Below are 12,151 nucleotides of genomic sequence, written 5' to 3'. Positions count from 1 at the left end.
TGGGCCGCCCGCGCGGCTCAGCCGACGTGGCGTCCCGGGCCGCCCGCGCCAGGTGCGCCGCCCGGGCCGCCGGGGAAGCCGGCGCCGTTCGCCGCCGGCCGCGGCCCCCGGTCGTCCTCGTCGTCGCGGTCCGCCGTCTCGCCGTTCAGGTCGCGGGCCATCAGGGTGGCCCCGGCGACGGCGCCCGGCATGAGCAGGACGGCGACGAAGGGCACCAGGAAGGAGAGGGTGAGCGGCACGCCGAAGCCGAGCGCCGCCGCCCGGCGGCCGCGCAGCAGCCCGAGGCGCTGCTTGAACTCGACCCCGCGGCGCTGCAGCGCCACCGCCGTGAGCTCCTCGGTGAGGAAGAAGCCGGAGACGCAGAAGCCGATCGCCGGGACGACGGTCTGGCCGGCCACCGGGATGAAGCCGGCCGCGAAGAGCAGGATGCCGTAGAACGCGACCCGCAGCAGGACGCGGAGGCTGTCACGGCCGGAGATCCACAGCTCGCGCCAGAGCGGGAGTCCGGACTCGGGGACCTCGCCGCCCTCGGTGCGGTCGACCGCCTCGGACAGCGACTCGTAGAAGGGCTGCCCGACGAGCAGGGTCACGGCCGTGAAGGTGATCACGGCGAGGAAGATCCCGAGGGCGAGGACCAGGGCGGTCAGCGCGCCCCGGAAGAGGCCCTGCCAGGGCGAGCCCCAGTCGTCGGCGAAGGGCGTCGCCCAGGCGGTGGCGTCGTCGGCGCCGTAGAAGAGGCCGACGAGCGCTCCCGCGTAGAGGACGAAGGTGACGAGCCCGGGCAGCAGCCCGAAGCCGAACCACCGTCCGTGCCGGCCGACCCACTTCTGACCTTGCAGGAGGTAACCGAATCCCGCCCCGAAATCACGCATGTCGATCACCCTAGTGGGGCCGCGCAGGAGGATCCGATTCTTGTTTCCCAGTTGAGACGCGGAGAGCCGCACCCTGGTCGGTCAGGGTGCGGCCCTCCTCCAGTCTCGGCCCCGACGGGTCAGACGGCGAGCTCGACCGTGATGTTGCCGCGGGTCGCCTTGGAGTACGGGCAGACCTGGTGGGCCTTCTCGATCAGGCTCTTGGCGGTCTCGGCGTCCACGTTGGGTATGGTCGCCGAGATCTTCACGATGATGCCGAAGCCCTCGTCGTTCTTGCCGATGCCGACCTCGGCGGTGACCGTCGAGCCGGAGACGTCCGCGTTCTCGTTGCGCGCCACGACGCCCAGGGCGCCCTGGAAGCAGGCGCTGTAGCCGGCGGCGAAGAGCTGCTCCGGGTTGGTGCCCGCGCCGGAGCCGCCCATGGCCTTGGGCGGGTTCACGACGACGTCGAGCTGGCCGTCGTCGGTGGCGACGCGGCCGTCGCGGCCGTTCTCGGCGGTGGCGACGGCGGTGTACAGGACGTCGGACTGCTGAATCGACATGCTGCTGTCTTCCTTACTTCGGTTCGCCGCGACTCGCGCCCACGATCGCGACGGCTGAGGGAAGACTAACGGGTCGCCGAGACGATCATCTTTCCGGTGTTGTCGCCGCGGAGCATGCCGAGGAAGGCGTCCACGCCGTTCTCGATGCCCTCGACGAAGGTCTCGCCGTACTTCAGCTCGCCGGAGCGCAGCCAGCCGCCGACCTCCTCGACGAACTGCTGCTGCAGCCCGTAGTGGTCGCCGACCAGGACGCCCTGGAGGCGGAGCCGCTTGCCGATGATCATGGCCATGTTGCGCGGGCCGGGCACCGGCTCGGTGTCGTTGTACTGCGCGATCATGCCGCAGATGGTGGCGCGGCCGTGCACGTTGAGCGAGGAGATCGCGGCCTCCAGGTGGTCGCCGCCGACGTTGTCGAAGTAGACGTCGATGCCGTCCGGGGCGGCCTCGCGCAGCTGGTCCCGCACAGCGCCCGCCTTGTAGTTGAAGGCGGCGTCGAAGCCGAGCTCCTCGACCAGCCACTTCACCTTCTCGTCGGAGCCGGCCGAGCCGATGACGCGGGAGGCGCCCTTGAGGCGGGCCATCTGACCGACCTGGCTGCCGACGGCGCCGGCCGCGCCGGAGACGAAGACGGCGTCGCCCTCCTTGAAGGAGGCGACCTCGAAGAGGCCGGCGTAGGCGGTGAGGCCGGTCATGCCGAGCACGCCGAGGTAGGCGGAGAGCGGGGCCAGCTCCGGGTCGACCTTGGTGGCGAGCTGGGCGGGCACCTCGGCGTACTCGCGCCAGCCGAGGCCGTGCAGGACGTGGTCGCCGACGGCGAAGCCCTCGGCGTTGGAGGCGACGACCTCGCCGACCGCGCCGCCGTCCATCGGGCGGTCGAGCTTGAAGGGCGGGATGTAGGACTTCACGTCGTTCATCCGGCCGCGCATGTACGGGTCGACCGAGAAGTGCAGGTTGCGCACGAGGACGCGGCCCTCGGCGGGCTCGGTGACCGGCGTCTCGCGCAGGGCGAAGTCCGCGGGCACGGGCCAGCCGTGCGGGCGGGCGACGAGGTGCCACTCACGGCTGGACGCGGGGAGTACGGACATCGGCGGTGCCTCCTGGAACGCTTCACTCACACGAAGCTTCGGATACTTCATGAACTGAAACAACCATGCGCCTCAATATTTCATGTTGTCAAGTATCGGAGTAGGATGAACCCATGCCCAGCTCACGCACGGACCCTCTGACCCGCGAGGTCGTGGAACTCATCGGCACGGTCGTGGCGCGCTACCACGAGGAGTACGAGGAGGCCGCCGCCGCGCACGCGCTCACCGGCGCACAGGCCCGGGTCCTCGGGCTGCTCGCCCTGGAGCCCACGCCCATGCGCAAGATCGCCGAACAGCTCAAGTGCGAGCCGTCGAACGTCACCGGGATCATCGACCGCCTGGAGTCCCGCGGCCTGGTGGAACGCCGCCCCGACCCGGCCGACCGCCGGGTGAAGGTCGCCGCACCCACCGAGGAGGGCCGCGAGACCGCCCGCCGGCTGCGCGACTCGCTGCGCTTCGCCCGCGAGCCGCTCGGCGAGCTGACCGAGGTCGAGCGCACGCTGCTGCGCGACCTGCTCAAGCGGATGCTGGGCGAGGCCCCCGGCGACGGGCGCCAGGAGGCGTCCCGCCAGGACACGACCTAAGTCGTACCGCGGGACCGGTCTACACGCACCACCACAGGAAGCGGGTACAGGTCGGCGTCGGGCTCGGACTGGTGCTCGGCGTCGGTGCGGTCGTGGCCGGTGTGCCGCCGCCGGGCTGTCCGGGCGCCGAGCCGCTCGCGGAGGGCGTGGCGCCGTCGGAGGGCGTGGCGGACGGCGTGGCGGTGCCGCTCGTGGAGGCCCTCGGCGACGGCCCGGACCCGTCACCGCTCCCGTCGCCCGGGCCCGTGCCCGTATCGGAGCCCGTGCCCGTTCCCGTACCGGTGCCGCTTCCCGCGCCGTCGGCGCGTCCCGTGCCGCGTCCGGCGTGCGGGGTGGTGGTCGGGCGCGGGCCGGCCGAGTCGACAGGCCCGGGACCGTCCGGCGCGCCGGTGCTGCCGGTGGGGTCCGGCGGCGTCGGGTCGAGCGTCTCGACCACGTCCTCTTCCTGCACGGCGGTGGCGGAGCCGCCGCCGTCGGGCTGCTCCATGGCCAGCTTGGCCATGCTCAGCGAACCGGCCGCGAGCACGAAGCCCAGCGTGCCGAGCACCACGGTGCGCCCGCGGCGCGAGCGGGCCCGGCGGCCGCCCGCGCGGCCGTTCCCGGCACCCGTGCCGCCCTTCCCGCCCCTGCCGCCGCCGCTCCGGCCCGCCCGGCGCGCGGCGGCGCGGCCCCCGGCCGGGCGGGGCGGCTCGACCAGGTCCAGCTCGTAACTGAACTCCGGCGCGACCGACGGCAGCGCGGACGCCGGCTCCGCGCGCGTCTGCGGAGCCGGGTGGGAGGCGAGGTACCGCAGCTCCTCGGCGGGCGTCCCGCAGCCCGCACAGGCCAGGGCGCCGTTGAGATGCCGTCGGCACTGGTGGCAGTAGTCCATGGCGCCCGCAGGCTATGCGTCCCACGGACCTGGCTGATAGGCGCGGACGTGAGGATCCTGTGAGGAAAGTGCAGGTCGTCGGCGCGTCGTCGCGTATCTCCCCGTTCGGGCAGGATGGGCGCATGACCCCTGCCGCCCCCTTTGGGCCGTACGAGTTCCAGCTCGTCCTGCTCCGCCGGATGGCCGACCACCAGGCCGGGCTCGTCGAGGACGCCCTGCGGGAACTGGGCGCCACCCGCGCCGAGATGCGGGAGGCGAACAAGCGGTGGCAGGCGTGGGCGCACGGCCGGCACGGCCCCGGCGAGTTCGACCGCTACCGCCAGGTCCTCGGCGAACCGGAGACGCGCGAGGAGCCGCCCGGCTTTCCGGGGAGCGAGGCCTGGGCGTGGCCGGTGCCGCTCTGGCCGGACCTGCGCTTCACCGTCCTGGCCGGCCCGCCCCGCCGTACCGTCTGGTCCCGCTCCCTGACCCGCGCGCCCGGCGCCGCCCCGCCCGAGCTGCGCACCGAGGCCGATCTGCGCCCGTGGCGGGTCACGGCCGACGAGGTCTGGCGGGCCTTTCGCGACCCGGCACCGCGCGAAGGCGTCGCCCCGGCCCTCACCCGCCTCGACTTCACCCTTCCCGACGGGACCCGCGGCGCCGCCGAGTTCGCCTGGGGCCTCCTCCAGCGCCTGGTGCCCCACTGCCGGGCGTGAAGCCCTGACCACGGCCTGACGTTACGTCAGGGAAGCCGCACCCCCGGGCGGCTCAGCCCAGCGCGCGCGCCGGCGGGCACGGAAGGACGATGCGAACAGGACCGCGCTTCAGCGGGCCCTCGCAGACCACCTCGCCTGTGCCAGCACCGCACTCCGGAGGACCGCCGTGACCGTCAGCCTTGAGCAGCTGCGCCGCTGCCATGTCGCCGTCGACCTGGGCGCCGCCCGCACCCGGGTCTTCGTCAAGGGCGCCGGACTCGTCGTGGACGAGCCGTCCGTCGCCGCCGTCAACACCCGCACCGGCGCGCTCATCGCCGTCGGCGCGCTCGCCGAGAAGATGACCGGCCGCACCCCGGACTACATCCGGGTGGTCCGCCCGGTCTCCGGCGGCACCGTCGTCGACATCGAGATGGCCCAGCGGATGCTCCGTCACCTCCTCGGCGACAAGCTCCGCCGCCAGCTGCGCCGCAAGCCCCGGCTGCGGGCCGCCGCCTGCACCCCGCACGACAGCGACCCGCTCGCCCAGCGCGCCGCCGTGGAGACCCTGGTCGGCCTCGGTGCCCGCCGGGTGGAACTCGTCGACACCCTGATCGCGGCGGCCGTGGGCTGCGGACTCCCGGTCGAGCAGCCGACCGCGACCATGATCATGGTGTGCGGGGCCGCCACCACCCAGGTCGCCGTGCTCTCCCTCGGCGCGATCGTCACCGCCGAGCGGATCCCGGTCGGCGGCGACGCCATCGACCACGCCGTCATCCAGCACCTGCGCCACCAGCACGAGCTGATGCTGCCGAGCCAGTCGGTCCGCCCGCTCCAGGTCGCCCTGCACGGCAACGGCCTGACCGTCCAGGGCCCGAGCTTCACCGAGATCCACGGCCGCGACGTCGCCACCGGCCTCGCCCGCTCGGTCACCGTCGACACCGCCGCCGTGCGCTCGGCCATCCAGACGCCGCTCACCGCGGTCCTCGACGGCATCGGCAAGGTGCTCCGCGACTGCCCGCCCGACCTGGTGGCCGACCTCGCCGACCGGGGCATCATGATGGTCGGCGGCAGCGCCCTGCTGCCGGGCCTCGACCAGATGCTGCGCGAGGCCACCGGGATGCCGGTGCACATCGCCGAACGGCCCGACGTCTGCGCCGTCCTGGGCCTGGGCGCGATGCTGGAGGGCCGGGTCCAGCCGCTGGTCCTCGACCTCGACCCGCTGACCGAGCAGGACGACCGGGACGCGGACGGGGGCGGGGACAGGGGCACGGACCGCGACCGGGGCCCGGGCCGGGATCTGGAGCGGGAGCGCGACCGGGAGCGCCTCCGGGGCGACGACCGCGAGCCCGCCGAGAGCCGCGAGCGCGAATAGTCCGCGGCCGGGCGCTTCGTACGACCATGACACCATGCCGACCACGGACACGGGCGAGCACAAGAACGCGGACGAGGACACGGACACGGACGCGGATGCGGGCGCGGGCGCGGACGAGGACACGGGCGCGGACGAGGACACGGGCGCGGACACGGGCACGGACACCGGCGCACACACGGGCGTGGGCCTGACCGCGGACATGGACGTGACCGCGGACATGGACGACGACGGGCAGGCGCCGCCCCGCCTGCCCGCCCTCCTCGAAGCCGTCCTCGGCGTCGGCAGCGAGCTCGAACTGCGCGCCACCCTCCAGCACATCGTGGACACCGCCACCGCGCTGACCACCGCCCGCTACGGAGCGCTCGGCGTCGTCGACCCCGAGCGCCGGCGCATCACCGAGCTGTTCACCAGCGGCATGACGGACGAGGAGCGGCAGCGGATCGGCCGCCTCCCCGACGGCCGCACCGGACTCCTCGGCGTCCTGGTCCAGGACCCGCAGCCGCTCCGGCTCGACGACCTGTCCGCCGACCCGCGCTCGTCCGGCGTGCCCGAGGGCCATCCGCCGATGCGCTCTTTCCTCGGCGTGCCGATCCGCGTCCACACCGAGGTCTTCGGCAACCTCTACCTCACCGACAAACGCGCCGGCCCCTTCACCGACGAGGACCTGGCCCTGCTGCGCGTCCTCGCCTCCCAGGCCGGCATCGCCATCGGCAACGCCCGCCTGTACGAGACGGCCCGCCAGCGCGAACGGTGGATCGAGGGCGCCGCGGCCGTCACGACCGCGCTGCTCGCCGGCGAACCGGCCGAGGACGCCCTGATGGCCGTCGCCGAACGGGCCAGGCTGCTCGCCGGCGCCTCGGCCGGCGTCGTCCTCCAGCCCACCCGGGAGGGCGGCATGGAGATCGTCGCCGCCTCCACCTCCGACGACCCCGGCGACCTGATCGGCACCACGATCGCGCCCGGCTCTCCCGTCCTGGTCCAACTGCTCGGCGGCGAGCCGGTGTTCATCGAGGACTCGGCCACCGATCCCCGGATGACCACCCATGTCCGCAGCCGCTTCGGACCGTCGATGATGCTGCCGCTGCAGAGCGGCGGAAAGCTCATCGGCACCCTGGCGCTGCCCCGGCGCCGCGGCGACCGCCCGTACTCGGCGGTGGACCGGCTGCTCGCCTCCCAGTTCGCCTCCCAGGCGGCGCTCGCTCTGGTCCTCGCCGACGCCCAGCACGACCGCGAGCGGCTCGCCGTCTACGAGGACCGCGACCGGATCGCCCGCGACCTGCACGACCTGGTCGTGCAGCGGCTCTTCGCCACCGAGATGATGCTGGAGTCGACCCGGCGCAGGGCCGCCGGCAGCTCCGCCGGGCGCGGCGAGGACGAGCTGATCGGGCGGGCGGTCGACGAGCTGGACTCCACGATCCAGGAGGTCCGTACGGCGATCTTCGCGCTCCAGCAGCCGCCCGCCGACGCCCCGGCCTCCTTCCGCGGCCGGGTGCTGCGCGAGACCGGCGGCGCCGCGGCGCTGCTCGGCTTCCAGCCCTCCGTGCACTTCGCCGGCGCCGTCGACGCCCTCGCCGACGACACCACCGGCGACCGGCTGCTCGCCGCGCTGCGCGGGGCGCTCGCCGCGGCTCACCGGCGCCAGCCGCGCGTCGGGGCCGTCACGGTCGAGGTGACGGCCGACGACAGGGGCCTGCGGCTGCGGGTCGAGGACGACGGAGACCCGCCGGCCGTGGTGACGTGGCCGTAGGCGGTGCTCCGAGCCGCCGCGCACCCACCCGTACGGCGTCGTCCCGCACACGCCCGTACGGCGTAGTCCGGCGCGCCTCGCCCCCGCGCACGATCTTGACTGGGGACGTGGACACCGAAGCGAAGGTCCCCGCGGCCGCCTACCGCAACCTGCTCATGGCCACCGTCGGCTTCACGCTCACCTTCTGGGCCTGGGACCTGATCGCCCCGCTCGGCAGCTGGTACGGCGACCGGCTCTCGCTCAGCTCCTTCGAGCAGTCGCTGCTCGTCGCGATCCCCGTCCTGGTCGGCTCCGTGGGCCGGATCCCGGCGGGCGCGCTCACCGACCGCTACGGGGCCAAGCTGATGTTCCCGCTGGTCTCCGCGCTCACGATCGTGCCGGTGCTGCTGCTCGTCGTCGCCAAGGACAGTTACGGCCTGATGCTGGTCGTGGCGTTCCTCCTCGGCCTCGGCGGCACCACGTTCGCGATCGGCATCCCGCTGGTCAACTCCTGGTTCCCGCCCGCCAAGCGCGGCTTCGCGCTCGGCGTGTTCGGCATGGGCATGGGCGGTGTGGCGCTCTCCGGCTACTTCACGCCGCGGATCGCCGAGCACGGCGAGAACCTGCCGTTCGTGGTCGTGGCCGTCGCCCTCGCCGCGTACGCCGTCCTCGCCGCGCTGTTCGTCACCGACCGCCCCGACCGGCCGGTGCCGTCCGCCTCCCTCACCACCCGCCTCCGCGACGCGGGCCGGCTGCGCGTCACCTGGGAGCTGTCGGCCCTCTACGCGATCGGCTTCGGCGGCATCGTCGCCTTCGGCGTCTACCTGCCGACGTACCTGAAGAGCTGGTACGGCCTCGACCCGACCGACGCGGGCACGAAGGCCGCCGGATTCGCCCTGGTGACGGTCGTCTTCCGGCCGATCGGCGGCTGGCTCTCGGACCGGATCCACCCGGCCCTGGTCACCGCCGTCGCGCTCGCCCTCGTCGCCCTCCTCGCCGTCGTGCAGGCCTTCGACCCGGCGCTGAACCCCGGCGGCACGATCGCGCTGCTGATCATGGCCGCCGGCCTCGGCACCGCGAGCGGCTCCGTCTTCGCGCTCGTCTCGCAGGTCACGCCGCAGCCGCAGGTGGGCAGCGTGACCGGCATCGTCGGCGCGACGGGCGGGCTCGGCGGCTTCGTGCCGCCACTGGTCATGGGCGCGATCTACAGCGCCAAGGACTCGTACTCCATCGGCTTCATGCTGCTCTCCGACCTCGCGCTGGCCGGCTGCGTCTACGCGTACGGGCGGATGCGGTCCGTGCGGCCCGAGGGCGGCCCGGCGCCGTCCGCTCCCGAGGTGAGCAAGGTCGCAGCGCGCCGCACCTGACACCTGGGCAGAATGCCCCCATGAGCGCCCTCTTCCCGGCCCTTGCGGCCGGCTCCGACCGGCCCGCGCTGCGCGTCGGTCAGGACACGCTGACGTACGAGGAACTGGCGCGGGCCGCCGGTGCCGTGGCGGTACGGCTTCGGGGCGCGGGACGCGTCGCCGTCTGGGCCACGCCGACGGCGCCGACGGCGGTCGGCGTGGTGGCCGCGCTGCTGGCCGGCGTGCCGGCCGTCCCGCTCAACCCGCGCATCGGGGAACGGGAGTTGGCGCACATCCTCGGCGACAGCGCACCGGGCGCGGTCCTCGCGGGCGCCGGGGACGCACTGCCGGCGGGGCTCGCGGGGCTGACGAGGATCGACGTGACCGCGCGGCCGGAGGGCCTCCTCGCGGAGGACGGCGCGGCCACGGCGCCCGGGCCCGACGTGCCGGACGCCGGTGCCGCGCCGGCCGCCGGTGCTGTGCCGGCCGCCGGTGCTGTGCCGGACGCCGGTGCTGTGCCGGACGCAGCCGGGGCGCCGGACACCGGTGGTGCGCCGGATGCAGGCGTGTCCGCCGGGGCCGCCTCGGCCGTCGGGTCCGAGGATCCCGAGGCGCCCGCCCTGATCGTCTACACCTCCGGCACCACCGGCCCGCCCAAGGGCGTCGTGCTGTCCCGGCGGGCGATCGCCGCCTCGCTCGACGCGCTCGCCGAGGCCTGGGCGTGGACCGGCGACGACGTGCTCGTGCACGGCCTGCCCCTCTTCCACGTCCACGGCCTCGTCCTCGGCGTGCTCGGGCCGCTGCGGCGCGGCGGTGAGGTGCGGCACCTGGGCGCCTTCTCGGTCGAGGGCGTCGCGAAGGAACTCGGCGACGGCGGCGGGACGATGCTGTTCGGCGTGCCGACCATGTACCACCGGCTCGCGGAGGCCCTCCCCCACGAACCGGCGCTCGTCCGGGCCCTGACGGCAGCCCGGCTGCTGGTCTCCGGGTCGGCGGCGCTGCCCGTGCACGACCACGAGCGGATCACGGCGGCCACCGGACGGACGGTGATCGAGCGGTACGGGATGACCGAGACGCTCATGAACACCTCGGTCCCGGTCGGCTCGGGCCCGCGGCCCGGCTCGGTGGGCCTCCCGCTCCAGGGCGTCGAGCTGCGCCTGACGGACGAGGACGGCTCCGTCCTCACCGCGTACGACGGTGAGACGGTCGGCGAGATCCAGGTGCGCGGCCCGAACCTGTTCAGCGCCTATCTGAACCGCCCGGACGCGACGGCGGCCGCCTTCGCCGACGGCGGCTGGTTCCGGACCGGCGACATGGCGGTGCGGGAGGCCGACGGGTACGTGCGGATCGTGGGCCGCAAGGCGACCGACCTCATCAAGAGCGGTGGCTACAAGATCGGCGCCGGCGAGATCGAGAACGCCCTCCTCGACCACCCGGAGGTCCGCGAGGCCGCCGTCACCGGCGAGCCCGACCCGGACCTCGACGAGCGGATCGTGGCGTGGGTGGTGCCGGCGGACCCGGCGCGCCCGCCGGCGCCCGAGGCGCTCGCCGACCATGTGACCGCGCTCCTCGCCCCGCACAAGCGGCCCCGCGAGGTCCGCTTCCTGCCGGCGCTGCCCCGCAACGACATGGGCAAGATCCTCAAGAAGTCCCTCCAGGAGACCTCCCATGGCTGAGCGGCTCTCCGCACGGGAGGCGGTCGCGCTGCTCACGGCGGACTTCGCCGCCGCGGACACTCCCCTGCCCGAAGGACCGCCGGACGGGCCCCTCGCCTGGGCCGGCTACGACGCCTCCCGCGCCCGGGCCGCCGAGCGGACCGGCGAGGAGGAGTCGGTGCTGTACGGCACGGCGACGGTCGGCGGACGGCCGTGCGTGCTCGTGGTGTTCGAGTTCGGCTTCCTCGGCGGCTCGCTCGGGCGGGCGGCCGGCGACCGCCTCGTCGCCGCGTACCGCACGGCCGTCGACCGGCGCCTGCCGCTGGTGTCGCTGGTCGCGACCGGCGGCAGCCGCATGCAGGAGGGCATGATCGCCCTCACCCAGCTCCAGCGCGTCGCCGCCGAGACGGTCAGGCTGCGCGCGGCCGGCGTCCCGCACGTCACGGTGCTGCGGGACCCGTCGACGGGCGGCGGCTGGGCCACCGTCGGCGCGGGCGCCGACGTCGTCCTCGCCCTGCCCTCCGCCCAGGTCGCCTTCGCCGGCTCGCGCGTCCGCCCGCCGCACGCCGACCCCGCCGCCTACACGGCCGAGGACCAGCACGCCCACGGCCACGTGGACGCGATCGTCCCGCCCGACCGCCTCGGCGCGGCCGTCGCCCGGTGGCTGCGCCTGCTCGCGCCGGAGGCCGGCGGACCCGCCGAGCCGCGTCCGCCGGCCGCGCCGCCGCCCCACGCGCTCGGCGGGCCCGTGCTGCCCGCCACCGGATGGGACGCCGTGTGCGGCGCGCGGGCGGCCGGGCGGCCGCGGGCGCGGGCGTATCTCGACGCCTACTTCGAGGAGCGGGCGGCGGTCAACGGTGACCGGGCCGGCGGTGTGGACCCCGGTGTGGAGTGCGGCTTCGGTGTGCACGACGGCCGGGTCGTGGCCTACGCGGCGCAGGACGGCGGGGCGACCCGGCCGGCCGGATTCCGCACGGTGGCGCGGCTGGTGCGGCTCGCCGACCGGCTCGGGATCCCGGTCCTGACGCTGATCGACACGCCCGGCGCGGCCAACGACGCCGAGGCCGAACGGGCCGGGGCGGGGCCGGCCATCGCGGAGGCCTTCGCGGCGATCGCGGAGGCCCGCGTCCCGGTCACCTCCCTGCTCGTCGGCGAGGGCGGTTCCGGCGGCGCACTCGCGCTGGCCGCGCCCGGCAACACCTGGGTCACGCCGGACGGTTACTTCTCCGTCATCGCGCCCGAGCTCGCCGCCCAGATCCTCAAGCGCGGCCCGGAGGAGGTCCCGGACACCGCCTGCCAGCTCCGGCTGCGGCCGCAGGACCTGGTGGACCTCGGCGTCGTCCGCGGCATCGTCGACACCGCCGCCGAAGGGCAACAGGAAGCCCCCTCGGTGTGAGGGGGCTTCCTGCCGTGGCTCGGCGGAC

Annotated in this window: 10 protein-coding genes and 1 pseudogene; 7 read left to right on the top strand and 4 right to left on the bottom strand. The window is 74.8% G+C overall.

Translation table 11 applies throughout. The features are described from left to right. Nucleotides 1-17 precede the first annotated feature (17 nt). The 3 genes from ACIGO8_RS22800 to ACIGO8_RS22790 form a co-directional block, all read right to left on the bottom strand. Nucleotides 18-872, bottom strand: a complete 855-nt coding sequence (locus ACIGO8_RS22800) for an EI24 domain-containing protein (protein WP_399733576.1) — start codon at nt 870-872, stop codon at nt 18-20. Nucleotides 873-991: 119 nt separating this feature from the next. Further along, entirely contained in the window at nt 992-1,414 is a 423-nt protein-coding gene (locus ACIGO8_RS22795; RefSeq protein ID WP_190156521.1) for an organic hydroperoxide resistance protein, read from the bottom strand. A 65-nt stretch (nt 1,415-1,479) separates the two neighbouring features. Further along, a complete protein-coding gene (locus ACIGO8_RS22790) occupies nt 1,480-2,499 on the bottom strand; it encodes an NADP-dependent oxidoreductase (protein WP_399733571.1) in 1,020 nt (339 codons plus the stop codon). Between the two features lie 113 nt (nt 2,500-2,612). Here ACIGO8_RS22790 and ACIGO8_RS22785 point away from each other — a divergent pair, with 113 nt between their 5' ends. Further along, a complete protein-coding gene (locus ACIGO8_RS22785; protein WP_399733569.1) occupies nt 2,613-3,083 on the top strand; it encodes a MarR family winged helix-turn-helix transcriptional regulator in 471 nt (156 codons plus the stop codon). A 19-nt stretch (nt 3,084-3,102) separates the two neighbouring features. On the opposite strand, the gene ACIGO8_RS22780 is transcribed toward ACIGO8_RS22785, so the two are convergent. Then, nucleotides 3,103-3,954, bottom strand: coding sequence for a hypothetical protein (locus ACIGO8_RS22780; RefSeq protein ID WP_399733566.1), 852 nt, complete (start codon nt 3,952-3,954; stop codon nt 3,103-3,105). Between the two features lie 122 nt (nt 3,955-4,076). Here ACIGO8_RS22780 and ACIGO8_RS22775 point away from each other — a divergent pair, with 122 nt between their 5' ends. The 6 genes and pseudogenes from ACIGO8_RS22775 (at nt 4,077) to ACIGO8_RS22750 (ending at nt 12,123) form a co-directional block, all read left to right on the top strand. Then, on the top strand, nt 4,077-4,649 hold the full coding sequence (locus ACIGO8_RS22775) for a hypothetical protein (RefSeq protein ID WP_399733563.1): 573 nt from the start codon (nt 4,077-4,079) through the stop codon (nt 4,647-4,649). Between the two features lie 166 nt (nt 4,650-4,815). After that, nucleotides 4,816-5,838 (top strand): annotated as a pseudogene (locus ACIGO8_RS22770) (rod shape-determining protein); the annotation flags it as partial. Between the two features lie 379 nt (nt 5,839-6,217). After that, nucleotides 6,218-7,747 carry a GAF domain-containing protein gene (locus ACIGO8_RS22765; protein ID WP_399734252.1) on the top strand — a complete coding sequence of 510 codons (1,530 nt, stop codon included), beginning with the start codon at nt 6,218-6,220 and terminating at the stop codon, nt 7,745-7,747. 155 nt (nt 7,748-7,902) lie between these two features. Beyond that, nucleotides 7,903-9,093 carry an MFS transporter gene (locus ACIGO8_RS22760; RefSeq protein WP_399734249.1) on the top strand — a complete coding sequence of 397 codons (1,191 nt, stop codon included), beginning with the start codon at nt 7,903-7,905 and terminating at the stop codon, nt 9,091-9,093. Nucleotides 9,094-9,113: 20 nt separating this feature from the next. Continuing rightward, the gene (locus tag ACIGO8_RS22755; RefSeq protein WP_399733560.1) at nt 9,114-10,748 is read left to right on the top strand and encodes an acyl-CoA synthetase; all 1,635 of its coding nucleotides are present in this window, start codon (nt 9,114-9,116) and stop codon (nt 10,746-10,748) included. Beyond that, nucleotides 10,741-12,123, top strand: a complete 1,383-nt coding sequence (locus tag ACIGO8_RS22750) for a carboxyl transferase domain-containing protein (RefSeq protein ID WP_399733557.1) — start codon at nt 10,741-10,743, stop codon at nt 12,121-12,123. The genes ACIGO8_RS22755 and ACIGO8_RS22750 overlap by 8 nt, the downstream gene beginning before the upstream one ends. Nucleotides 12,124-12,151: the final 28 nt, after the last annotated feature.

The organism is Streptomyces sp. NPDC053493 (genome assembly GCF_044544825.1).
Lineage (GTDB): Bacteria > Actinomycetota > Actinomycetes > Streptomycetales > Streptomycetaceae > Streptomyces.
The sequence above is the reverse complement of the archived record's forward strand: the minus strand, read 5'-3'. Positions and strand labels throughout refer to the sequence as shown.